This window comes from Microbacterium jejuense (assembly GCF_019511665.1).
In the GTDB taxonomy this organism is placed as follows: domain Bacteria; phylum Actinomycetota; class Actinomycetes; order Actinomycetales; family Microbacteriaceae; genus Microbacterium; species Microbacterium jejuense_A.
In genome coordinates, this window is record NZ_JAEUAW010000001.1 from 274,334 (window position 1) to 299,881 (window position 25,548).

Annotated in this window: 12 protein-coding genes (1 of these 12 running past the window's edge); 6 read left to right on the top strand and 6 right to left on the bottom strand. The window is 71.3% G+C overall.

Annotation, left to right across the window (positions count from 1 at the left end):
• Nucleotides 1–7,223, top strand: partial view of a hypothetical protein gene (locus tag JNB62_RS01150; RefSeq protein ID WP_220299037.1) — the final stretch only. The gene continues 24,259 nt to the left of window position 1, outside the view; 7,223 of the gene's 31,482 nt are visible here — the last part of the coding sequence; the start codon falls outside the window, past its left edge; its stop codon occupies nt 7,221–7,223.
• A gap of 155 nt (nt 7,224–7,378) precedes the next feature.
• Here the strand turns inward: JNB62_RS01150 and JNB62_RS01155 are convergent, their stop codons facing one another.
• The 3 genes from JNB62_RS01155 to JNB62_RS01165 form a co-directional block, all read right to left on the bottom strand.
• On the bottom strand, nt 7,379–7,864 hold the full coding sequence (locus JNB62_RS01155; RefSeq protein ID WP_220299038.1) for a nitroreductase/quinone reductase family protein: 486 nt from the start codon (nt 7,862–7,864) through the stop codon (nt 7,379–7,381).
• Nucleotides 7,865–8,522: 658 nt separating this feature from the next.
• Nucleotides 8,523–10,580 (bottom strand): YhgE/Pip domain-containing protein, encoded by a 2,058-nt coding sequence (locus JNB62_RS01160; RefSeq protein ID WP_220299039.1) that lies wholly within the window; start codon nt 10,578–10,580, stop codon nt 8,523–8,525.
• Entirely contained in the window at nt 10,577–13,606 is a 3,030-nt protein-coding gene (locus JNB62_RS01165; protein WP_220299040.1) for an MMPL family transporter, read from the bottom strand. The genes JNB62_RS01160 and JNB62_RS01165 overlap by 4 nt, the downstream gene beginning before the upstream one ends.
• Nucleotides 13,607–13,741: 135 nt before the next feature.
• On the opposite strand from JNB62_RS01165, the gene JNB62_RS01170 reads away from it, so the two are divergent.
• Nucleotides 13,742–14,380: a TetR/AcrR family transcriptional regulator gene (locus tag JNB62_RS01170; RefSeq protein WP_220299041.1), complete on the top strand. Its 639-nt coding sequence runs from the start codon at nt 13,742–13,744 to the stop codon at nt 14,378–14,380.
• A gap of 152 nt (nt 14,381–14,532) precedes the next feature.
• Here JNB62_RS01170 and JNB62_RS01175 read toward each other — a convergent pair whose 3' ends face one another.
• Nucleotides 14,533–15,534, bottom strand: a complete 1,002-nt coding sequence (locus JNB62_RS01175) for an o-succinylbenzoate synthase (protein WP_308291692.1) — start codon at nt 15,532–15,534, stop codon at nt 14,533–14,535.
• A gap of 138 nt (nt 15,535–15,672) precedes the next feature.
• On the opposite strand from JNB62_RS01175, the gene JNB62_RS01180 reads away from it, so the two are divergent.
• The 4 genes from JNB62_RS01180 (at nt 15,673) to metH (ending at nt 21,727) form a co-directional block, all read left to right on the top strand.
• On the top strand, nt 15,673–16,008 hold the full coding sequence (locus JNB62_RS01180) for a PadR family transcriptional regulator (protein WP_220299043.1): 336 nt from the start codon (nt 15,673–15,675) through the stop codon (nt 16,006–16,008).
• A gap of 17 nt (nt 16,009–16,025) precedes the next feature.
• The gene (locus JNB62_RS01185; RefSeq protein ID WP_220299044.1) at nt 16,026–17,000 is read left to right on the top strand and encodes a permease prefix domain 1-containing protein; all 975 of its coding nucleotides are present in this window, start codon (nt 16,026–16,028) and stop codon (nt 16,998–17,000) included.
• A 103-nt stretch (nt 17,001–17,103) separates the two neighbouring features.
• A complete protein-coding gene (locus JNB62_RS01190) occupies nt 17,104–17,904 on the top strand; it encodes an LLM class F420-dependent oxidoreductase (RefSeq protein WP_220299045.1) in 801 nt (266 codons plus the stop codon).
• A gap of 190 nt (nt 17,905–18,094) precedes the next feature.
• Nucleotides 18,095–21,727, top strand: coding sequence for a methionine synthase (gene metH / locus JNB62_RS01195; protein ID WP_220299046.1), 3,633 nt, complete (start codon nt 18,095–18,097; stop codon nt 21,725–21,727).
• A gap of 203 nt (nt 21,728–21,930) precedes the next feature.
• Here the strand turns inward: metH and JNB62_RS01200 are convergent, their stop codons facing one another.
• Both JNB62_RS01200 and JNB62_RS01205 read right to left on the bottom strand, forming a co-directional pair.
• Nucleotides 21,931–24,939, bottom strand: coding sequence for an ATP-binding cassette domain-containing protein (locus JNB62_RS01200; RefSeq protein WP_220299047.1), 3,009 nt, complete (start codon nt 24,937–24,939; stop codon nt 21,931–21,933).
• Nucleotides 24,936–25,499, bottom strand: coding sequence for a hypothetical protein (locus tag JNB62_RS01205; protein WP_220299048.1), 564 nt, complete (start codon nt 25,497–25,499; stop codon nt 24,936–24,938). The genes JNB62_RS01200 and JNB62_RS01205 overlap by 4 nt, the downstream gene beginning before the upstream one ends.
• Between the last annotated feature and the right edge of the window lie 49 nt (nt 25,500–25,548).

Here is a 25,548-nt window from a genome sequence, read left to right on the forward strand (position 1 = left end):
TCGGCAAGATCCAGAACATCCGCGGCACCAACGCCGAGCACGACACGCAGCTGGAGTTCGGACTGTCGCTGTGGGGCGACTCGTTCGGCAGCCTGGTCGGCCCGGTCACCGTGACGCGGATCGCGGCGCAGGCGGTGTTCACCGCGGCGAACTGGATGACCGACCAGCGCATCGAGCTGCAGGGCGACACCGGCTACTACCAGCCGCTCATCCGCCAGGGGGTCAAGACGTTCCCGGCTTCGCAGCACCTGCTGACCCGTCTGCGCGGGCCGCTGGCCGTCGAGGGCGGCGTCACGGGCGCCGACCGGTCGCTGGAGCTCGGGCTGAAGCTCCCCGGTGAGCAGGACGGCCCCCTGTTCGCGATCGCGACGCAGGCGCCCGAGTCCAAGCAGATCGACGTCCTGAACATCTACGGCGACTCCAGCGTGGCGAACAACTGGGGCGTCATGAGCTCGACGACGCTGCGCGGCCTGGGCATGTCCAAGGATCTCGACTTCGGCGCCTCGTACGGCGGCGCGCAGGGCGAGACCTTCGGCGAGCCGCAGATCTTCCCCGGCGGCATCAGCTTCGGATCGATCTCGTTCGACGGGACGAACTACTCGACGGATGCCGGCACCTCCTCCATCGAGGTCATCAACCTGTTCCTCGGCTCGGGCAATGACCGGCTGGACGTGCAGGGCACCCTCCAGCCCGACGTTCCCGTCAAGTCCGTCGGCGCAGTCGTCGTGCAGCCGCAGGCGCCGGGTGGCGGCATCCCGAGCGGAACGACCCACCGGCTCTCTCGTGCCACGCCGTTCGACTTCAAGGCGCAGGGCTTCCTGATCGGCCAGACGATCACCGTGCGCCAGGGCGGCCACGTGACCCGCTACCTCGTCACCGGCTTCGGCGACGACAACCTGGGCGATACGACCGACAACACCGTGATGTACCTCGCGTTCCTGGACGACGCGCTCACGCCGACACCGGTGGCGATGGTCACGGCGTCCGACGTGCCGGTGATCGTGACGGTCCCGGTCACGATCACCGGCGGCGCGGCGGGCGGCACCGTCACGCGGCAGACAGGCAGCTTCGTCACCGACGGCTTCGTCGTCGGGCAGCTGGTGCGCATCGCCGGCATCGACGGCCAGTGGCGCCTCATCGGCATCTCGGCCGACGGCCGGACGCTCACCCTCGACCGTGGCGACGTGCTGCCCAGCAAGGCGCTCGGGTCGCAGAACGTCTTCGTTCCCGGCCCGCACGGCGGCCTGACCACGATCCACGGCGGTGGGAACTCGGCGATGCAGGCGGTGTTCCCGATGACGCGCACCGCCGTCGCCGGCGGCGGCCTGCGGCTCACGCGCCTCGACGGCGGCAGCTGGACCTTCAACGGCCGGTTCGCCGGCAGCGGCTACTACGCGGGCGACCCGTACCAGCACGCGTTCCAGCACATCCAGCTCGCGGGCGAGACGTTCACGCGCATGATCCTCGGCTTCGAGGACGCGGACTGCCTCGCCCTGGGCATCACCGATCCGTACCCCGGCTGCGGCAAGAGCGCCATCATGATCCTGAGCGGGCCGCAGGTGCCGGCGGGCGAGCCGGCGGGCACCGTGCTGCCGAGCGGCACTGCGAACACCGACGTCAGCGTCGTCGCCCCGCTCAAGGTCGAGACGACGACCGCGGTCGAGGTGCACACGTCGAGCCTGGTGCGCGCGTCCGGCAGCTGGAGGACGGATGGCTTCCGGGCGGGCATGCAGGTGCGCATCAGCGGGTTCGCCGGTCCGTTCACGATCGCCGGGATCAGCGCCGACGGGCGCACGCTCACCCTTGCGAACACGGCGTTCGCGCCCAGCGTGCACCTGAACGCCGCCGGAGTGGCGATCTGGGATGCCGTCCTCCTGACGGTCACCGGCTTCGACGCCTCGCGCAGCGGAGGACTCCTCATCGGCGGTGACATCATCACCGTCTGCAACCGCGCCGCCGACACGCTCCTGTTCAAGATCGCGAAGGACGCCGACGGCGTCGAGGACGACGCCGTGCGGTGCGACCAGACGCACACCGCCGGTCCCGGGTCGCCGCTCGTGATCTACGGCGACACGTCGCAGGACGGCATCTGGTACTCGGGCAGCCCGGGCGACACGCTCGGCATGGAGTTCGGCCCGAAGCCGTTCGACCCGTTCACGCACATCCCCGACGCGCAGAACGAGGACGACGAGTGGGTGTTCGGCCTCGCCAACCCCTACGACCACGCCGGCAACGACATCATCGACGCGTCGGGCCTGTTCGCCGATGTCGCACCGAACCTGCTGCCGACCGTGGGCCTGACGATCTACGGCGGCCTGGGCGACGACCTCCTCATCGGCAGCCAGGCGGGCGACCACCTCGCGGGAGGCTCCGGCGACGACGAGATCCGCGGCCAGCGCGGCGTCGACCACATCTACGGCGACTCCGGCGTCAACGTCGACGTGCTCACGCGGGCGCTGCAGATCACGACGGTCAACGCGAGCCCGCGCCCGTCCGTCACCGGCGCCGGCGTCATCTCCAACGGCACCACGATCATCCCGGCCCCGGGCGGCGTCGCCGGCATCGTCGACGACCTGCAGGTGCCCGGTCGCGACCTGCTGTACGGCGAAGGGGCGCCGGGCCTCGGTCTCGGCGGCTACACCGTCAACGCCGGCGGCTCGCCCGAGTACGCGTACGCCGACATCATCTTCGGCGACCACGGCGCCATCGACCAGGACGTCGCCGACCCGAACGAGCCGGACGCGCGCCCGCAGAAGATCCAGACGACCGCGCTCGCCTCGGTGCTGCGCATCCGCAGCGTGCGGCTCGACATGGGCGACGACGATACCGTCTTCGGCGGCCTCGGCCAGGACGTCATCATCGGCGGCGCCGGCGACGACATGGCCGACGGCGACGAGGCCGACGACCTCGTGTTCGGCGACGCGGTCGACCTCCTCCGCACGATCGGCGACTGGACGAGCCTGCGGTTCCAGGCGCTGTGCGGCACGCTGCTCTACGGACGCAGCGACATCACGGATGCCGCCAACCTGTGCAACGGACTGTACCCGGTGCCGACCGAGAACAACTCGGGCACGCTCCTCGTCGACGGCACACCGCGCGCCTACCGCGATCCCGACGGTGCGCCGTGGTGGGCCGAGTACGACGTGAAGAACCTGTTCCACGACGTCGCGTCCGACACCGGCAGCAAGTGGGCCGGAACGTGGGGCAACGACTACCTCGCGGGCGGCCAGGCGCACGACATGCTCTTCGGCGGGCTGGGCGACGACGTCATGCAGGGTGACGGCGGCATCGACGACGCGTACCGTCGCATGATCGACGACACGCGCGTCGCCGTCCACGTCGGAGCCAGCCGCACGCCGCTCGGCTGCGTCGGGCCGGCCGGCGCGATGGTGTGCGACTACACCGGCGTGCTCTCGGTGGTGCCCTCGTTCGAGGCCGCGACCGACGGCGAGGACTACCTCGAAGGCAACGCCGGCAACGACGTCATCTTCGGCGGCCTCGGTCAGGACGACATCGTCGGCGGCTCCAGCGACTTCTTCAGCCTGATCACTCCCGACCTGCGTCCCGACGGACTGCAGAACCCGGCCCCCAACTACCAGCCCGGCCACGACCGCGGCGCCGACATCCTGTTCGGCGGATCCGGCCAGCGCATCGGCATCAACGACGAGACGTCGGGCGGCACGAACGCGAGCACGCCGACCACGGGCGGCACCCTCGCCGGTGGCACTGCTCCGGCCGACATGGACGCCCGCGACGCCGACACGATCATCGGCGACAACGGTCGCATCGTCCGCATCGTCGGGGTCAACCGTCAAGACGGCATCACGGGCATCGGCACCGGGCAGACCACCGCCGCGCAGGCCCCGAACAACTACGTCACCTTCCAATACGACGCCAACACCGGTGCGCAGCGTCTCGTCGTCCGCGGCGTCACGCTGCTGGACTACACGCTGGGCGGCCCGGACTTCCAGCCCGAGAACTTCGGCCTGGGCCTCGGCAGCGACTGCACGAACGGCTCGCCGACGCAGCCCATCTGCTCGAACATCCTGAACACCGACCTGGGCGCCTGGCGCAACGCGTCGTTCGGCGGCACGCCGTGGCAGACGGGAGGCCGCGACGAGGTGCACGGCGAGACCGGCGACGACACGGTGTACGGCGGCGCCGACCACGACATCCTCTACGGCGACGCGCAGAGCGACGACCTCATCGGCGGATGGGGCAACGACTGGATCTCGGGCGGCACGGGGCAGGACGGCATCCTGGGCGACGACGGCCGCATCTTCACCAGCCGCAACGGCTCGACGGGCACCACGGTCGCCGGCGCCGCGTGCAACGGCAACAGCGTCGTCACCGGCGCGCCGGGCGCGTGCTACAGCGAGCGTCTCTTCGGCATCACGGCGCTGCTGGCGACCGACCCCGACACCAAGTACTCGAACGGCAACGTGCTGAACGAGTTCATCTACACGCCGGGCCAGGGGCAGACGGCGACGATCAACCTCGCCGGCGCTCTCAACAAGGCAGCCGACCTCACGGTCTACAACCTCGGTCCCGACGTGAACGCCGGCAACCAGCACGTGGCCAACTCGCCGCTGTACGACGCCAACAACTCCGACGACATCATCTTCGGCGGCTGGGGCTCCGACTGGATCCACGGCGGCGCGGGCGACGACGCGATCTCGGGCGCCGAGGCGATCGGCACCGACCCCGACGACCTGACCGCGACCGGCGGCACGAACGGACCCAAGACGGCGGCATCCGGCTACAACCAGCACTACGACGCCGCCGGCAGCCTCGTGGGCCTCGAGTACATCGACTTCGCCCACCCGTACAACCCCGGCGACGTGCTGCACTTCGGCGCCGACACCAACCCGTGGCACTCGAACAACCACAACGAGATGCGGCTCGGCGAGTTCCTGCTCTACGACGAGTACGACCCGCTGCGGACGATCCTCTTCAACGCAGCCGGTCAGACGTGGGGCTGCACCTCGTGGTCGCCGAGCGGGCACACGTGCACCGGCAGCACCGACCGCGCGCTGTTCCCGAACCAGTTCTTCCTCAACAACGAAGACACCTTCGGCGACATCCTCGCCAAGGTCTGCGTGGCCGTCGACAACCAGGGCAACTGCATCACCTACATGTACAACACGCAGCCGACCGACGGCGACGACGCGATCTTCGGCGACCTCGGCAACGACTGGATGGTCGGCGGAACCGGCATGGACACGCTGTGGGGCGGCTGGGGCAACGACCTGCTGCAGGCCGACGACGATCTGCACTCGGGCTGCGTCACGATGACACCCAACGGCACGTGCACGGTCCCCGGCGACACCTGGCTCAACAACACGCCCGACGGCGTCAACTCCAGCTACCAGGATCGCGCGTACGGCGGCGCCGGACTCGACATCCTCATCGGCAACACCGCGGGCGACCGCCTGATCGACTGGGTCGGCGAGTTCAACACGTACCTGGTGCCGTTCGCCCCGTTCGGCATGGCCACCGTCAGCCGCCAGAACAACCCGGCGCTGCCGGAGTTCCTGTACGCGCTCAGCCGCAGCCAGGGCGCCGACCCGACCCGCTGGAGCGACGAGGGCAGCGACCCGGCGCGAAACGGCGAGCCGTTCGGCGAGCTGGGCCTCATCCGCCAGGAGGACCACGGCTACTGGCAGACGCAGACGGGCGGCCCGACCGACCCGCAGGCGGGGAACATCCCCGGCGGCAAGCGCGACAGCGTCCGCGGCGCCGACTTCAACGACGGCACGCTGCAGGGCTTCCTCACCGACTCCGGCACCTTCACCATCGCCCAGGGCGTGCTGACGGTCACCGCCGCCGACTCGCAGGGCGACGCCGTCGCGGTCTGGTACTCCGACGCGTATCAGACGGTGTACTACGAGGTCTCGGCCAAGATCTCGATGCAGAAGCCGACCGGCGGCTGGAAGGCCAACGCGTACATCATCTTCGACTACTTCTCGCCGACCGACTTCAAGTTCGCCGGCATCGACCAGTCGATCAACAAGATGGTGATCGGCGAACGGACCGCCACCGGCTGGTGGGTGCGCGCGCAGGGGAGTGTGCCCGGCGGCGTCAAAGCCGACACGTTCTACGACCTGAACGTCGTCATCAACGGACTCGTCGTCACGGTGACAGCGAACGGCAAGAACGCGTTCAGCTACACCTTCGCGCCCCGCACCATCGGCGGTGAGAAGGTCGCGCTCAACCGCGGGCTCACCGGGTTCGGGTCGAACCAGGCCAGGGGGCAGTTCGACAACATCAACCTGGTCGTCATCTCGCCCGAGATCACGATCGACCGCACGGAGTTCTTCGAGGGGACGGCCGTCGCCGCCCGCCAGGATGTGACCGGCACGTGGACGACCGTCGGCGGCCGCCTCCAGGGCACGACGGACGCGACCGGCACCGCCACGACGCTGCTGGGCATCCCGACCACGGGCAGCTCCTACGCGGGGGTGCCGCAGCTGGATCCCACCGCCTACGTGCAGCTCACCGCGACGCTGCGGGCGGCAGGGTTCACCGGCATCCTCTTCGACTGGTACTCGGCGAAGGACTACAAGTTCGTCGGCATCGACGTCGCCGGCCAGCGGGTCGTCATCGGTCACGTCGCGAAGGGTGTGCGCACGATCGACCTCGTGATCGCCCGGACGCTGGTCGCCGGCACCGACTACGCGCTCGACGTGGTGCTGAAGGCGACCGTGGTGACGGTGACGCTCGCCGGCCAGGTGCTCGCGTCGTACGCGTTCAACTCGCCCCTCGCCGACGGCGCGCAGGGTCTGTTCGCGTTCGGCGCCGGCGTGACGGCATCCGCCGCCGACTACCGGCTGCGCACCGACGACGACGCCTATACGGGGTCCGCACCTGCGGCGCAGGCGGTGCGGATCTCGGACGCGACCGTCACCGAGGGCGCCGCGGGCACGACCAAGACCGTCATGCTCACCGTCACACGCGACCAGGCCGGTGCGGCGCTGTCGGTCGGCTGGAGCGTCGACACGCTCATCGCGGGCGGTGTCACCTGGGGCACCGACGTCAAGGGCGCGACCTCGGGCACCGTGGTCTTCGCTGCCGGCGCGACCACCGCGACCATCACGTTCACGATCGTCGGCGACAGCGCGAAGGAACCCGATGAGGCGTTCATCGTGACACTGCAGCCGGCGCCGGGTGCGAACCTCGCGGATGCGCAGGCGCTCGTCACGATCAAGAACGACGACGGCTAGCCCGTCCCACAGACTCCGGCGGGTCGGGCCGACTCTCCCCCGACGACCCCGACCCGCCGGGACCATCACCCAGATCCGCGAAAGGGTGTGGTGCCGCCGCCCCTTCGACGTGCGGAACCATCCCCTTTCGTGTCAGCGCGTTCTGCGCCCGAGGGTCAGGGAGCGGGCGAGAGCACGACGACCGGGGTCTCACGGGAGCGCAGCGCCGCGTGCGCGTCGAGGTCGTCGCCGCCGTTGAGGGTGCGGTAGACGGCCCACAGCCGCTCGCGCTCGGCGCCGGTCGCGGCGTGCGCCACGACATCGCGCCGGCCGTCCGGCAGGTCGACCGACGCCGTCGGCGTCGCCTCGAGGTTGAGCCACCACGCCGGCGGCGGATCGCCCCACCCGTTCATCGCGAGGGTCACGAGGTCGTCGCCGTCCTCGACGTAGGCCAGGATCGCGACGCGCGGCTTGCCCGACCGGCGTCCGACGGTGTGCAGTCGCATCATCCCCCAGACGGCGGGGGTGGGATGCCGCAGCCCGAGCCGTCCGCCCGACACGCGATACAGGGCACGGTGCACCACCCACGCCGTGCGGATGAACCAGCGCGGCGGCAGTCTGGCGTCGCCCTGCGGTGTCTCGGCTCGTTCCGGAGAGCTCACGCCTCGATCCTGGCCCTGCCTCGCGCGGCCCGGCAAGTACTGGTTCCGGCGCGGGGCGCCGGGCGTTTCTGGCGAGTCGCCAGGAATCGCGTGGGCGGGTGGTCGTTGGTGGCGAGTCGCCCGGGTGTGACGGTGGCGGGTGGATGCCGGCATCCCGGGGTTTCGGGGCGTCCGGCGTGTCCGGCGTGTTCGGGGTGTTCGGGGTGCTGTCCGGGGTGCGGCGTTGGTGGCGAGTCGCCAAGAACGGCGTGGGCGGGTGGTCGTTGGTGGCGAGTCGCCCGGGCGTGACGGTGGCGGGTGGATGCCGGCATCCCGGGGTTTCGGGGCGTCCGGCGTGGTCGGGTGTTCGGGGTGCTGTCCGGGGTGCGGCGTTTGTGGCGAGTCGCCAAGAACGGCGTGGGCGGGTGGTCGTTGGTGGCGAGTCGCCCGGGTGTGACGGTGGCGGGTGGATGGCGGCATCCCAGGGTTCCGGGTGGTCGGGGTGTTGGGGGTGTTGTCCGGTGCGGCGTTTGTGGCGAGTCGCCACGAACGGCGTCGTCAGCTGGTCGTTCGTGGCGAGTCGCCAAGACCGGATGAGGGAGTGGATGCCGCACGCTCCGCCGCCTCGATACGGCGCCGCCCCGGCCGCGAGAGCGACCGGGGCGGCGGGGGACCGAGCTCAGGCGGTGACCGGCGTCGCCTTCAGCAGCGCGCGGGCCGACGTCGTGCGTCGTCGGGCGACGGCGAGCATCGTGGCGGCGAGGGCGACGAGGGTCCAGATCACGAGGCCGGCGATGGCGGCCCCGATCCCGGATGCCGACGTGAGCGCGGCGACCATGCCCTGGTACGCGGCCGACGTCGGCAGCAGCCCTGCGATGCTCGAGAGCACGCCCGGCACGGTCGAGACGATCCCCGTGGCGACCGCGAGCACCCCGACGAGCGCCGAGATCCACCGTCCGGCGCCGCCGAACACGGCGACCAGCGCCTGGTTGACCGCCGCGAAGGCGATTCCCGCCGCGACGCTCACGCCCGCGAACACCCACCATTCGCCCCACGAGTACGAGGCGGCCACCTGCACGACGCCGGCGACGAGCAGTCCCTGCAGGGCGCCGATGCCGGCGGCCGGAGCGTACGCGCGCAGCGCCAGCAGCGCCGACGGCGTGCGCGAGGTGAGCGCGCGCCGCGACACCGCCTGCAGCGCGATGAAGGTGCCGAGACCGCCGAACCACAGCGCGAGCGTCGCCAGCAGCGGGATCGCCGAGGCGCCAAACAGCGACGTGCCGACGCCGTCCGTCTCGACCGGGTTCGCGACGACGGTCGCGAGGTCTGTCGCCTCCTGATCGGTGTACGACGGAATCGACGTGGATGCCGTGTGCAGACCGTCCGCGAGGCTCGCGGTGCCGTCGGCCAGCTGTGCCACGCCGTCCGCGAGGCTCGTCGCGCCAGTCGCCGCCTGGGACGCCCCGTCGGCGAGCTGGGACGCGCCCGACGCGAGGCCGTTGGCGCCGGTCTGGATGCCGGTGGCTCCAGAGGCGAGGCTGCCCGCGCCGGCAGCGGACTGATCGATGCCACCCGCGAGCTGGGTGAGACCGCCGCTCAGTGTCGCCACGTTCGTGCCGATCGTGCGGAATTGGTTGACGAATTCCTGTGTCGCCTCGGTGTTGAACTGCGTGAGGCCGGTCGACACTCCGTTGGCGGCCGTCTGTGCACCGGCGGCAGTCTCCTTCGTGATTGTGGCCTGGGTGATGAGGCTGGTGCAGTACGTCGGATCGCTGCTGTATTTCACGCAGTCGTTGGCGAGGGCGAGGAGGTCATCGGCCGCCGTCTTCGTCTTGGCGGCGACACCAGCGCTGGCGGCTGCGCCGTCCGACAGCTTCGAAGGGACCAGCCCCGTCTGCTCCAGCTGCGCCGCGCCGGCGTTCACGCCGTCGGCGAGCTGCTGCGCGCCGGTTGCCGCCTCGCGCGTCTTGCCGGCGATCGTCGTCAGGCCTGACTGCAGCGACGTCGCACCGCCCGAGAGCTGTGCCGCGCCGTCCGCCAGCTGTGTGGCGCCGCCGGCGAGCTGAGAGTTCCCGTCCGCGAGCTGCGAGATGCCCGACGGCAGCTGGGCCGCGCCGTCGGCGGCCTGCGTCGCGCCATCGGCGAGCCGCGTCGCACCGTCCGCGGCGGTGCCGAGCTGGTCGCCCAGCGTCGTGAAGCCGACGAAGACGTTCTCGAGGTACACCTCAGAGAGCTGCGTGCCCATGCTGGATGCCGCGACCGAGGCGACCTGCGCGGTGATGGCGTCATCGACGATGAGGCTGTCGGGGGGTGTCGTGACCTCGATCGTCGCCTTCTCGGGCGTCTCGCCGGGCTGCGTGGAGGTCGCGGCGGCCGAGAAGTTCTCGGGGATCGTGATGACGGCCGCGTAGGTGCCGTCGGCGAGGCCCGCGGCTGCGTCGTCGGCGTTCGAGATGGTCCAGGTGAGGTTGCTGTCGATGTCGTCCGAGCCCTCGACGAGGCCGGCGGTCAGCTGGCGGCCGAGCGGCACCATCTGGCCGTCGATCGTGACGGGCTCGTCCTCGTTCACGACGGCGGCGGTGAGGCTGTCGAGCCGCTCGGTCGGGTTGTACAGCGCGGCGACGAGGATGCCGCCGATGACGACCGGCAGCAGCAGCACGCCGACGAGCGTCAGCCACGTGACCGGACGGCGGGAGCGCGAGCGCTCGATGGCCGTGGTGATCCAGTTGGGGGTCATGCGTTCACCTCTGCGGTGGTGGAGGAGTGGGCGGCGCCCGTCTGGAGCGCGAGCGTGGACAGCTCGGGGCGGTGCGCGTCCGCGAGCAATGCGAGGGCGGCGCTGTCGGTGCGCGAGGTCACGACGAGCGTGAGCGTCGGGGTTCGTTCCGCGGTGGCGCGGGCGGCCAGCGCTGCCGTGGCGTCGCGCAGCAGCGCGGCGGCCTGGTCACGCTCGGCGGCGTCCAGTGCGTCGACGCCGTCGATCACGACGATCTCGGCGCGACCCGACAGGGCGCGGCGCAGGCTCTCGACGCGGTCTTCGCTGTCGCCGAGAAGAGCGAGGCCGACGTGGCCGCGCACCCAGGCGGCACGCTCGGGCAGCAGGTGCCCGGCGACGCGCAGGCGGCCGTCGGTGGGTGTCAGTCGTCCGGCGGCGACGAGCGCGAAGGCGCGCGTCGCGCGCGGGTCGCCAGTCGCGATGAGCGTGCCACCGGGCTCCACGCGGAAGGTCGCATCGTCGAACAGCGCCACCTCGCCTGCCGCGCGACCGCCGTCGGCCGTCACGCCGACGTCTTCGCCGACGACGACGGCCGTCGTTCCGGGCTCGGGCCACTCGGCGAGCGACAGTTCGCGCTCGACGGCCTCGCCCTCGATGTCGAAGTGGGGGAGCGCGCGATCGAGCCAGCGCGGCATCCACCACGCCTTGTCGCCGAGCAGCGCCATGACAGCGGGCACCAGCGTCATGCGCACGAGGAAGGCGTCGATGGCGATGCCGGCGGCCAGCCCGAGTGCGATCGGCTTGATGGACGAGTCGCCCTCTGGCACGAACGCGGCGAACACCGCGAACATGATGACGGCGGCGGCGGTCACGACGCGCGCGGATGCGGTGAAGCCCGAGCGCACGGCACCGATCGCGATGTCGCGGGCGCTGCGCGTGGCGTGCACGGCGGTGTTCGCCCCGGCGCCGCGGCGGGCGTGGACGTAGTCCTCGCGCATGCGGCTGACGAGGAACACCTGGTAGTCCATCGCGAGGCCGAACAGCACGCCCATGAGGATGATCGGCATGAAGCTGATGACCGGTCCGGTCTTGTCGACGTGCAGCAGATCGGCGCCCCAGCCCCACTCGAACACCGCCGCGACGACGCCGAACGCGGCGAGGACCGACAGGAGGTAGCCGAGGGCGGCCGTGAGCGGCACCCAGATCGAGCGGAACACGATCATCAGGAGGATCAGCGACAGCCCGACGACGAAGATGCCGAACGGCAGCAGCGCGGCGCCCAGCTGGTCAGAGATGTCGATGCCGACGGCGGTGAAGCCGGTGACGAGCAGATCGACGCCGTACTCGTCCTTCAGCTCGGGGGCGAGGTCGCGCAGCGCGCGCACGAGCTCAGCGGTCGCGGGGTCGTCGGGGCCGGTCTCGGGAACGATCTGGATCAGGCCGGTGTCGGCGGTCTCGTTCGGGGTCGCGAGCGCGACTTCCTTCACTCCCGGCACCTTCTCGATCTCGGTCTTGAGGTCTTCCATGAGCCCGAGGGGGTCGGTCGAGGTGACGATGGTGCCCGTCATGATGAGCGGGCCGTTCGCACCCGCGCCGAAGTGCTCGGCCGTGAGGTCGTACGCCTGGCGCGCCTGGCTGGACTCCGGTTGCTGACCCGCGTTGGGCAGCGCCAGCGCGAGGCTGCCGGCGGGGATCGCGACCACGCCGAGCGTGATGACGACAGCGAGCGTCGTGATGAGTGGATGCCGCGTCACGAGCGTCACCCAGCGGTTCGGCTTCTTGACCGCCGGTGTCGCAACAACGTGTGCGCGGCCCGCGGCGCCGTCCCCTTCCGCGACCTGTTCTCCGGTCGCTGAGCGAGCGCCAACGCCTTCTCCGGTCGCTGAGCGATCGCCAGCGAGACGAAGCGTGTCTCCCTGCGCCTCTGCCTCCCCGGCATCGGCGGCGCCGGCCGCTGCCGCGCGGCGACCGCCGGGAAGCGGCATCCCCTTCTGCAGCAGACGCTGCCGCTTCTTGCCGTGACCCCACCCGGCGACGCGCTCCTTCGCGAACCCGAGCAGCGCGGGCGTGAGCGTGATGGCGACCACCACCGCGATCGCGACGGCGACGGCCGCGGCGATGCCCATCGTGGTGAGGAACGGGATGCCGGCGAAGCCGAGGCCGACGAGGGCGATGAGCACCGTCACGCCGGCGAACACGACGGCCGATCCGGCGGTTCCGGTCGCGCGCGCGGCGGACTCCTCGGGGTCCTCGCCGGCGCGCACCTGGTCCTGATGTCGAGCCACGATGAACAGCGCGTAATCGATGCCGACGGCCAGTCCCAGCATGATCGCGAGCATCGGCGTGGTGGACGAGATCGACGCGAACGCCGTGGACACGTAGATGAGCGCGATCGCCAGTCCCACGCCGATGAGCGCCGAGACGAGCGGGAACCACGCCACCGCGAACGAGCGGAACGTCACGATGAGCACGAAGAGCGCGATGAGCACGCCGACAGCCTCGATGATCGACAGCGCAGGCACCGACGTCGAGAACAGGTCTCCGCCGAGGGCGACCTGAGAATCGGCGGGCAGGGCCTCGCGCAGGTCGGCGGCGACGTCCTGGAGCTGCGTCTTGGTCTCGTCCGAGACGTCGGTGGACTGTCCGTCGAACTGCAGCCGCACGATGGCGGCCGACTCGTCGTCGGCGATCATGCCGCTGACCATCTCGTCGTACGGATCGGTGACGGCGATGACACCGTCGATGTCTTCGAACTGCGACACGGCGTCGCCGATGTCGCTCTTGTACGGGTCGTCGGTCACGCGGTCGCCGTCGGCGGCGACGACCACCATCTGGGCGCTCGTGCCACTGGCCTGCGGGAAGCTGCGGTCGAGCAGCTCGATGCCCTCTTGCGCCTCGGTGCCCGGGATCGAGAACGAGTTGTCGGTGCCCTTCATGAACACCGCGGCGCCGCCACCGGCCAGTGCGAGCAGCAGCAGCCACGAGACGAGCACCCGCCACGGGTGGCGGTACGCCCATCGGCCGAGCGCATACAGGACAGTCGACACAGCGCATCCTCCGGTTACGGGTGAGAGGTTCGGGAACTGTCGATACAGCGCTGTATCGGATACATGAGTGTATCGTAAGGCTGGTTCGGCGCCCGAACCTGAGTAGTCCGTGTGAGACTGGCGGAGAGGAGAACCATGACCGACACCCAGACGGCCGACACGGTCGTCACGTCCCCCCGTCGCGAGGCGACACGGCAGAAGCTGCTGGATGCCGCAGCCCTCGTCTTCGCCGAGGTCGGCGTGGACGCCGCCTCCGTCGAGGCGATCTGCGAGCGGGCGGGCTTCACGCGGGGGGCGTTCTACTCCAACTTCGAGACGAAGGACGAGCTCATGCTCGCCCTCACCGAGCGGGTCGCCGGCGAGAAGATCGACGACGTCGCCGACCGCGTCGCTGCGCTGCAGGCGCGGGGCGAGGAGCTCGAACCGGGCGACCTCGTGCGACGGCTCCTCGATGCAGCCTTCGACAAGAAGCAGGGCATCCTGCTCACGAGCGAGATCCGCACGCGGGCCATGCGCGACCCGCGCCTCGCGAAGACCTACATCGAATGGCAGTCGGGCCTCGTGGAGCGCGTCGGCTCGTTCATCGAGAACCTCGCGCAGACGTACGGCTTCCGCCTGCGCGTGCCCGCGACCGAGTTCGCGGGTCTCATCCTGCAGACGTGGGAAGACACTGCGGCGTTCGCGGTGATGAGCGGCCTCGGCGCCGAAGAGACCCACACCCTCGTCAACGAGCGCACCGCGCGCCTCGCGACGGCTCTGGTCGATCCCGTCTGACGCCGCGTTTCGTCTTCGCGCGCCAGAGCGCGCTCCGCTCAACGACCGTTGCCCCCGGGTCGTCGAGCGCCCGACGAGCCACCTTCCCCGGTCGTTGAGCGAGCGACGAAGGAGCGAGACGAAACGCCCCCACCGCACGGTCGGCCCGGGTGTCAGCTCCCGCTGCTCAGCACCTCGTAGCACCGCGCCGCGCGGTCCAGCCACCACTGCCGGCGCTCGGCGCTCGCCGCGTGCTCGGCCAGCAGTGCCGCGTCGGGGGTGACCCGCCCGGCCGCCAGCATCCCGTTCCGCGGCGTGAGCGGCGGGTCGGCGACGTCGGCGGTGAACAGCGACGCGGTGCCCAGGCCGCAGTCGTAGTCGAGGCGGGGGAGGGATGCCGCCAGCGCGACGCCCATCGACAGTCCGACCGAGGTGTCCAACGCGCTGGAGACGACCGCCGGCAGTCCGGCCTCGGCGACGATCTGCAGCGCGCGCCGCACGCCGCCGAGGGGCTGCGCCTTCACGACGAGCAGGTCGGCGGCGCCGGCGCGCGCGACAGCGAGCGGGTCGGTGGCCTTGCGGACGCTCTCGTCTGCGGCGATGGGGATGTCCATGTACTTCACCTGTCGACGCAGCTCCGCGAGCTCGTCGACGGTCGCACAGGGCTGCTCGACGTACTCGAGGTCGAACTCGGCGAGGGCGTGCAGCGCCCGTTCGGCCTCGTCGACGTTCCAGGCGCCGTTCGCGTCGACGCGCACGCGGCCCTCGGCTCCCATGGCCTCGCGCACCGCCCGCACGCGCGCCACGTCGTCGATGAGGCGCTGACCGGCCTCGGCGACCTTGACCTTGGCGGTGCGGCATCCGTCGAACCGGGCCAGCACGCCCGGCACGGCCTCGGCGGCGACCGCGGGCACCGTCGCGTTGACACCGACCGTGTCGCGGACGGCCTCGGGCCGCGGCATCCACGCGTCCTCGATCGCGGCCGCCAGCCATGTGGACGACTCGATGTCGTCGTACTCGGCGAAGGGCGAGAACTCGGCCCACCCCTCCGGCCCCTCGAACACCAGCGCCTCGCGCACCTCGATACCCCGGAATCGTGTCGCGAGCGGCAGCGCCACGACGTGCGCCATGTCGAGGATCTCGCCGAGCGGAGGGAAGGGTGCGTCGCTGCTCACCTCCCCATCCTCCGCCTCCACCCGGTGACTTGCCTCAGATGTACGCGCCACGCCGGGCGTGTCGTGCATCTGAGGCAAGTCACGCGAACAACGATGTGCTGTTGACGATAGTGTGTGCCACACAGTACAGTGTGGGACATGAGCGAAACCGAGACCCTCGAGACGCACCTGCAGGAGCTGCGGCGCGGCACGGTCGTGCTGGCGTGCCTGCGGCTGCTCGAGACGCCCGGGTACGGCTACGGACTGCTCGAAGAGCTGGGGGAGCGCGGCTTCCCCACCGACGCCAACACCCTCTACCCCCTGCTGCGCCGCCTCGAGAAGCAGGGGTTCCTCACCAGCGAGTGGAACACCGACGAGGCGCGGCCCCGCAAGTTCTACCGCACGAGCGAGGCGGGCATCCGGCTCGCCGGCGCCCTGACCGCCGACTTCCGCGCGATCGCGACCGCGGTCGACGGACTCGACACCGAACTGTGAAACCCACGGAGAACGCCATGACCTTCACCGCCACCCTCACCGACCGCTACGTCGACGCCGCGATGCGCACCGTCCCCGAGGCGCAGCGCGACGACCTCGCCACCGAGCTGCGCGGGTCGATCGACGACCAGATCGAGGCGCGCATCGCCGACGGCGCCGACCCCGAGTCCGCCGAGCGCGCCGTACTCACCGATCTCGGCGACCCCGACGTGCTCGCCGCCGGGTACACGGGCCGGCAGCTGCACCTCATCGGTCCGCGCTACTACCTCGACTGGTGGCGTCTGCTCAAGCTGCTGCTGTGGATCGTTCTGCCCTGCGTCGCCTTCGCCGTCGCGCTCGCGCAGGTGCTCAACGGAGCGACCATCGGCGAGGTCATCGGGTCTGCCGTCGTCACGGTGCTGACGGCCGCCCTGCACATCGCCTTCTGGGTGACGCTGGTCTTCGTCGTGCTGGAGCGCACCGGCCACCAGACGATGACCTCCGGCCCGTGGACGCCCGAGCGACTGCCCGAGCCGCGCCAGCGCGGGGCCGGCCTCGGCGACATGATCGCCTCGATCGGGTTCCTCCTGATCATGGCCGGTGTCATCCTGTGGGACCACTTCATCGGCCTCGTGCCGACGCAGCGCGGGCTGTCGTTCCTGAACGAGGATCTGTGGCCGTGGTGGATCATGGCGCTGTTCCTGGTGATGGCCATGGAGGCTGTGCTGGCGATCGCGGTGTACGGCGTCGGACGCTGGACCGTGCCGCTGGCCGTGGCCAACGGCATCCTCAACCTCATCATCGCGGTGCCCGCGCTGTGGCTGCTCGCGGAGGGCCGCCTGATCAACCCGGACTTCTTCCCGTCGATCATCGACGGCGCCGAGGGCGAGACCGTGCAGACGATCATCGTCACGATCGTCGCGTTCGTGATCGTCGGCGTCGCGATCTGGGATACGACGGATGCCGCACTGAAGGCCGCCCGCTCGCGTAGCGCCGCGCACGCCCTCGTCTGAGGGCCGCAGCCGGGATGCGGATCCGATCGCGTGGTCGGGTCCGCATCTCAGCGCGTGTCCTCAAATGAGGATGCACGCCTCGGCGCGGCCCTAGTCTTTCCCCATGGCCCTCCTCGATACTCCCGTGCGCTTCGGCGTGCAGATCCAGCCCCAGCACACCCCGTACGACGGGATCCGCGACGCGGTCCGCCGGCTCGAAGACCTCGGCGTCGACATCCTGTTCAACTGGGACCACTTCTTCCCCCTGTCGGGCGAGCCCGACGGACTCCACTTCGAGTCGTGGACGATGCTCGGTGCGTGGGCCGAGCAGACCGAGCGCGTCGAGTTCGGCGCCCTCGTCAACTGCAACAGCTACCGGAATGCCGACCTGCAGGCCGACATGGCCCGCACGATCGACCACATCTCGGCGAAGGGCGGCGACACCGGCCGCTTCATCTTCGGCACCGGCGCGGGATGGTTCCAGCGCGACTACGACGAGTACGGGTATGAGTTCGGGACTCCCGGATCGCGGCTCGACGACCTGGCCGCCGGCCTGGAGCGCATCGAGGCCCGCTGGGCCAAGCTCAACCCCGCGCCGACGCGCAGGATCCCCGTGATGATCGGCGGCAAGGGCGAGCAGAAGACGCTGCGCCTCGTCGCGCGTCACGCCGACATCTGGCACAGCTTCGTCGCCCCCGACGAGATCGCCCGCAAGGTCGAGGTCATCGAGCGGTGGGCCGAGCGCGAGGAGCGCGACACCTCGAACCTCGTGATCTCGAACGAGGTGTACGGCCACGGCGTCGAGCACGCCGACGCGCTCTACGACGCCGGTGCGCGCCTCATCACCTTCGGCTTCCGCGGCCCGGACTTCGACTTCGACCTCGTCGAGTCCTGGCTGCGCTGGCGCGACAGCAAGAACGCCTGACCGCCGCCGGTCGCGCCCGGCGCCTCGCGCCCGGCCCTTCCTGACGCTGAGACCGGACCGGACGGACGAGACCGTGGGGTTCACCCAGGGTCTCGTCCGTCCCGACCGGCCTCAGTGTGAGATGGCGGCTGCGCGCGCTGCGTCCGTCACGAACGGGGTCGGCCCTGGACCCGGCGACTAAAATCGCGGGGTGACCGCCGTTTCCGCCGCGCCCCGCTTCGCCCTCGACATCGACGGCGTGCCGCGCCCGGAGCGTGCCCAGCGGCTGCTCGACGCGGTGCGCGATCGCGTGGTGATCGCCGACGGTGCGATGGGCACGATGCTGCAGCGCCACGACCTCACGATCGAGGGCGACTTCCAGGGGCTGGAGGGCTGCAACGAGATCCTCAACGTCTCGCGCCCCGACGTCGTCGGCGCCATCCACGACGCCTACCTCGAGGTGGGGGTGGATGCCGTCGAGACGAACACCTTCGGCGCCAACTGGTCGAACCTCGATGACTACGGCATCGTCGACCGCATCGCCGAGCTCGCCGAGGCCGGGGCGCGCATCGCGCGCGACCGTGTCGAGGCGGCCGAGGCGACGGACGGCCGCGAGCGCTGGGTGCTCGGCTCGATGGGACCGGGCACGAAGCTCCCGAGCCTCGGTCACACCACGTACGACAACCTCAAGCAGACGTTCGCGCTGCAGGCCGAGGGACTCATCGACGGCGGCGCCGACGCGTTCCTGGTCGAGACGAGCCAGGACCTGTTGCAGACCAAGGCCGCCATCAACGGCTGTCGCCAGGCGATCGTGAGCCGCGGCATCCGTCTTCCGATCTTCGTCGAGGTGACCGTCGAGACCACCGGCACCATGCTGATGGGATCCGAGATCGGCGCCGCGCTGACCGCCATCGAGCCGCTGGGCGTCGACGCCATCGGCCTCAACTGCGCCACCGGGCCGGCCGAGATGAGTGAGCACCTGCGGCACCTCTCCAAGCACGCCACGGTGCCGATCGCCTGCATGCCCAACGCCGGGCTGCCCGTCCTCGGCGCGGACGGCGCGCACTACCCGCTGTCGCCCGCAGAGCTCGCCACCGCGCATGAGCAGTTCGTGCGCGAGTTCGGTCTGGGGCTGATCGGCGGCTGCTGCGGCACGACGCCCGAGCACCTCGCTGCCGTCGTAGAGCGCCTGCGCCCGCTGCGCAGCGCGGGGGAGCGGCACCCGGCCGTGGAGCCCGGCGTCGCGTCCCTGTACCAGCACGTGTCGTTCCAGCAGGATGCCTCGTACCTCGCGATCGGCGAGCGCACCAACGCCAACGGCTCGAAGGCGTTCCGCGAGGCGATGCTCGAGGGTCGCTGGGACGACTGCGTCGAGATCGCCCGCGACCAGATCCGGGTCGGCGCCCACCTGCTCGACGTGTGCGTCGACTACGTGGGCCGCGACGGCGTCGCCGACATCCGCGAGGTCGTCTCGCGCTTCGCGTCCGCCTCGACGCTGCCGCTCGTCGTGGACTCCACGGAGCCTGCCGTCATCCGGGCCGGCCTGGAGCTCATCGGCGGACGTCCGGTCGTGAACTCCGTGAATTACGAGGACGGCGATGGTGCGGCATCCCGATTCGGTCGCATCATGCCGCTCGTCAAGGAGCACGGCACCGCCGTCATCGCCCTCACGATCGACGAGCAGGGGCAGGCGCGCACGGCCGACGACAAGGTGCGGATCGCCACGCGGCTCGTGGACGAGCTGGTGGGCGACTGGGGGATGCGGGTCAGCGACATCATCGTCGACTGCCTGACCTTCCCCATCGCGACCGGTCAGGAAGAGACCCGCCGCGACGCCATCGAGACGATCGAGGCCATCCGCCGCATCACCGCGAAGTACCCGGGCATCAACACGACCCTCGGCGTCTCCAACGTGTCGTTCGGCCTCAACCCCGCCGCCCGCAGCGTGCTGAACTCGGCGTTCCTCCACGAAGCGGTGGAAGCCGGGCTCACGAGCGGCATCATCGACGCCGCCAAGATCGTGCCGCTCGCGTCGATCTCGGACGAGCAGCGCAAGGTCGCGCTCGACCTCGTGTGGGACCGCCGCGAGTACGACGCCGACGGCAACGTCACGTACGACCCGCTGGCGCGCATGCTCGACCTGTTCGCCGGCGTCGACACGGCGGCCCTGCGCAACCAGCGCGCAGCCGAGCTCGCGGCGCTGCCGACGGGCGAGCGCCTGCAGCGGCGCATCATCGACGGCGAGGGCAAAGGCCTTGAGGCCGACCTCGACCTCGCGCGCGCCGAGGGCATGGCCCCGCTCGCCATCATCAACGACCACCTGCTCGAGGGCATGAAGGTCGTCGGCGAGCGGTTCGGCGCGGGCGAGATGCAGCTGCCGTTCGTGCTGCAGTCGGCCGAGGTCATGAAGAACGCCGTGGCGCTGCTCGAGCCTCACATGGAGAAGTCGGATGCCTCGGGCAAGGGTCGCATCGTGCTCGCGACCGTCCGCGGCGATGTGCACGACATCGGCAAGAACCTCGTCGACATCATCCTCACGAACAACGGCTACGAGGTGATCAACCTCGGCATCAAGCAGCCGATCGCCGACATCATCGCCGCCGCCGAGGAGCACGACGCGGACGTCATCGGCATGTCGGGCCTCCTCGTGAAGTCGACGGTCGTCATGAAGGAGAACCTCGAAGAGCTCACCGCCCGTGGTCTCGGCAAGAGGTGGCCGGTCATCCTCGGCGGCGCCGCGCTGACCCGCGCGTACGTCGAGGACGACCTCGCGTCGCTGTTCGACGGCGAGGTGCGCTACGCCCGCGACGCCTTCGAGGGGCTCGCGCTGATGGAGCCGCTCGTCAAGATCGCTCGCGGCGCCGATCCGGCGTCGGTGGGCCTTCCCGCGCTCAAGAAGCGCCGTCACGCGGCCGGCTCCAAGCTCACGCTGACCGAGCCCGAGGCCATGCCGGCACGGTCGGACGTGGCATCCGACAACCCTGTTCCAGCGCCGCCGTTCTGGGGCACCCGCATCGTTCGCGGCATCGCCCTGCACGACTACGCCGCCTTCCTCGACGAGCGTGCGACGTTCATGGGCCAGTGGGGCCTGAAGCCCGGCCGCGGCGAGGACGGGCTGTCGTACGAGCAGCTCGTCGAGACCGAGGGGCGCCCACGTCTGCGGTACTGGCTCGACCGCATCCTGGCCGAGGGCATGCTCGACGCGTCGGTCGCTTACGGCTACTTCCCCGTCGTGTCCGAGGGCGACGACGTCGTCGTGCTGCATCACGCCGACGATCCGACCGGGGTGCTGGGCGCGCCGGGTCTGCTCGCGCCCGACGGAGGCAGCGGTGGCCCGATCGGCACCGACCGGCTGCGCTTTCACTTCCCGCGCCAGCGCCGCGACCGCCATCTGAACCTCGCGGACTTCGTGCGCTCGCGCTCGTCGGGTGAGGTGGACGTCCTCCCGGTGCAGCTCGTGACCGCGGGAGCCGCGATCGACGGCGTCACCGCGAAGCTCTTCGCCGAAGACAGGTACCGCGACTACTACGAGCTCAACGGCCTCGTGATGCAGCTGACCGAGGCGCTCGCCGAGTTCTGGCACGCCCGCATCCGCTCCGAGCTCGGCTTCGCGGACGAAGACCCGGCCGACACAGCAGGCCTGTTCAAGCTGGAGTACCGCGGCGCCCGCTTCTCGCTCGGCTACCCCGCCTGCCCCGACATGGAGGATCGTCGCAAGGTCGTCGAGCTCCTCCGCCCCGAGCGCATGGGCGTCGAGCTCAGCGAGGAGCTGCAGCTGCATCCCGAGCAATCCACCGACGCCTTCGTCTTCCACCACCCCGAGGCGAAGTACTTCTCGGTCTGACGCGTCGACATCGGATGAGTGGATGCCGGGCGCCCGGCATCCACTCTCCCGCGGGGTTCGCGCCGTCGGCGGCGGGGCGGGTGCGCGCTGTCGATAATGGCTTCTGCGCCGGGCAAACCTCTCGCGCTGTCGATACCGTCATGCGCGGTCGTCTTGTTCTGGCGCGGATGCCGGTTTCGGCAGCGCGGACTGAGAGCCCAGTCTCAGCGGCGAACGGATGCCGGCGTCGTGACACGGCGCGCGACGGGCGTGCCCGTCCATGGCTGCTGCAGCGGCTTGGCGCGACGCAGCGCGGCGAGCACCGGCCGCCCGATGACCACCAGGCCGACGACCGTGGTGATGGCGCGCAGGGTGTCCCAGCTGAGGGTCGACGTGACGAGCGAGTACACCAGGAAGCTCGACAGGTTGACGCCCAGCGGTGCCGCCGCGTCATACGAGATGCCGGTGCCGTAGCCCACCACGAAGGGCCAGTACCAGAGGTTCATGAGCAGGCCGAAGCTGTACGACGCCACGACGCCGTAGACGGCGAGCATCGCGATCTCGCCAGCGCGCGAGCGCAGCCGGGGGAGCAGCCCGGCGCCTGCGCCCACCCACGCGCACGCGAACATCTGGAACGGCGTCCACGGGCCGAACGTGCCCGTCACGAGCGTCGACAGGGCGATCGAGGCCATGCCCAGCAGCATGCCGAATCGGGCACCGAAGGCGCGGCCGGCGAGGATCAGCAGCACGAAGACCGCCTCGACTCCGCCGACGCCCGTGCTCGCGATGCGCACCGCCGCGCCGATGGCCGCGAGGGTGCCGAGAAGCGCGAGCAGGTGCGCCGACCGCACCGTGCTGTCGAGCGTCGCGATCACGACGAGCACGGCGAGCGGCGCGATTGCGAGCGCGACGACCGGCACGGCCGCGTGCGCCTGCGCGGGCACGGCGGTCGCGACGAGCGGCCAGCAGAACGCGCCGAGCGCCACGAGGTTCGCCGCGACGAGCGCCGCAGCCGGCAGCAGGGTGCGGGATGCCGGCGGCCGGGCGGGCAGGGTCGAGTAATCGGGAGTTTCGGCTCGCGGCGCGGCGGCCGCTGCGGGAATCCGGGCCTCACGCACCGCCGGTGTGCGGATCTCCTGGATTCTCGACGCGACTGGCCGGTCTTGCAGCATCCCGTTCCGCATCGCGAGTACCCGGTCGGCGCCGGCGGCGATCTCGGGCTCGTGCGACGCGACGAGCACCGCGGTGCCCTCGTCGGCGAGTGACACGAGCGCTGCCCACACGACCGCGCGGGCCGCCGCGTCGAGGCCGCGCGTCGGCTCGTCGACCAGCATCACGCGGGGAGCGGTCGCGAGCTGGATCGCCAGCGCCAGGCAGCGGCGCTCGCCGGCGGAGAGATCGAGGGGATGCCGCGCCAGCCGCTCGGCCATCTCGGGGCCGTCGGGATCGAGGCCGAGGAACCCGGCGAGGCGCTCGGCGGTGCCGGGGTGCCCCGGATCGCCGGGGTTGCGCTTCGTCTCGCTCGTTCCTCGCTCGCTCAGCGTCCGGGTTCCGGGCTCGGGGGCGCTGAGGCTCCGGGCTGCGGCCTCCGGGTCGTTGAGGCTCCGGGGTGCGGGCTCACCGGGCCCGGGGTTCCGGTCGCTGAGCGAGCGCCAGCGAGACGAAGCGTGGCGCGTCGACCTGTGCCGGTCCGCGCGGGCGCACTCCGCCGCCACGGTGTCGTACACGAACAGGTCGTCGGAGGCGTCCGGGACGAGCGCCACCCGCCCGGCCGTCGCGACGTCCATGTCGCGCGCGGGGAGGGCGAGCGCCGCGAGCAGACTCGACTTGCCGGCGCCGTTGGGTCCCGTGAGCGCGACGATCTCGCCGGCGCGCAGCTCGAGGTCGGCACCGGCGACGGCCACCGTGTCACCGTGGGTGACGGTGATGCCGCGGGCTCGCAGCATCCACTCTCCAGCCGGCCGGGCCGCGCGCGCGACGGCGACGTCCGCGGCGCGCGTCGCCTCGACCGCCGGGCCGGGCCCGACGACGCCGTCGTCGATGCGCAGCACCCCGTCGGCCACCCCGGCGAGGGCGTCGACGCGGTGCTCGGCCACGACGACGCACATGCCCGCCTCGTGCGCGAGCGCGCCGAGCAGTTCTGCGATCCGCACGCGGGCGCCGGCGTCGAGGTCGGCGAGCGGCTCGTCCACGAGCAGCAGGATCGGGTGCTCGACGATCGCCGCGGCGATCGCCACGAGGGTCGCCTCGCCCGCCGACAGCCCGCGCGTGGTCCGGTCGAGCAGCGCGGTCACGCCCACCCGCTCGGCGGTCTCGGCGACGCGTGCGTCCACGATCACGCGGGCGACGCCGCGCAGCTCGAGCGCCAGGCCGATCTCGTCACGCACGCGCTCGGTCGCGAACGCCTCGCGAGGATGCTGCAGCACGACCCCCACGCGCTGCGCCAGATCGCGCGGTGCGACCGCGGCACGGTCGTGTCCGACCACCCGCAGCGCCCCGGCCAGCCATCCGCCGTCGGTGTGCGTGTGCAGGCCGGCGACCGCGCGCAGCAGCGTCGATTTGCCCGACCCGGTGGCGCCGGTCACGAGGGTGAGCGTGCCCGATTCAAGAGTGAGGACGGGGGGAAGATGGATGCCGCCGGCCGCGGCATCTCCGGCGACCGCGCCGAATCCCGCCGAGACTCCGTGCGCCTCGACCGGCGCCAGGCAGTCGCCGTCGAGGCCGCGCCCGGCGAAGCCGCGCAGCTCGAGCGCGGCCGCGACGTGTCCCGCCCGCTCCAGGGTGCGCTGCAGCAGGGGCAGCAGCAGGCGGACGCCGCCGCGTTCCCCGCGCAGCCGCTGCGCGAACCGCACGGCCCGGGCGCCGTCGGCGAGCGAGGGGAGCGTCGCCCATGCGATCGCGAGGGCTCGGGCGATCCCGCGCAGCGGGCCGCGCCGCGACGCGCGCGCGAACACGCGGTGCAGGTCGACGAACGCGTTCAGCACCCCGAACGCGAGGATCGCCAGAGCGATCGGGAGTGCGCTGGCCGCGGCATCCACGAGTCCGTCGGTCGTGACGGGACCGAGCAGCACGACGTGCGCGAACGGCGGGGCGAGGCGCACCTGCGGCAGCGGCAGCAGGACTGCTCCGGAACCGTCGGCCCCGTGGAACAGGACGCGGTAGACGACCCGGGCCGCCACGAAGCCGGCGGCGAGCACCGCCGCCGCCCGCAGGGGCCCGGGCCGGAGGATCATGACGCGGGCGCCGCCGGTTCGCCGTTGAGGGTGAACAGCAGCTCGACGGCGTCGCCGGGCTCGAGCTGCTGCGTCGCGAGGCCCTCCTGCGCGTACGCCCACTCGCCGCCGGCGGGCTTGACCCACAGCGCCCAGTACGCGAAGGCGGCGGGCATGGACTCGCACTTCTCGAAGTAGTCCGAGCCGTCCTCGGCGGGGAGCGCGTCGTCCTCGGCGGGCACGCCGTTGACGCGGCACACGACCTGGTCGCCGTACTGGTCGGTGCCCTCGGTGGTGACGTTCGCGGCGAGCAGGGCGTCCGCCGCGACGATCGCCTCGTCCGTGCTCACGCACCAGGTGTCCGACACGTCGTCGGCGTCGCCGAGCGCGGTCGCGTCGACGACGACGGTCACGCCCTCGTCGCCCTCGCACGGGCTGTTCACGGCGACCGACGCCACAGCGTCCTCGGTCGCGGTCGCGGTCGCGGTCGGGTCGGGAGTCGGCGTCGAGCAGGCGGAGAGGGTGATCAGCAGAGCGGCGGATGCCGCGGCCACGGCCAGGGTGCGAAGAGTCGAGGTCACCGGTCAAGGGTAGTCGGCGGCATCCACTGTCCGGTTCTCGATGACGCCC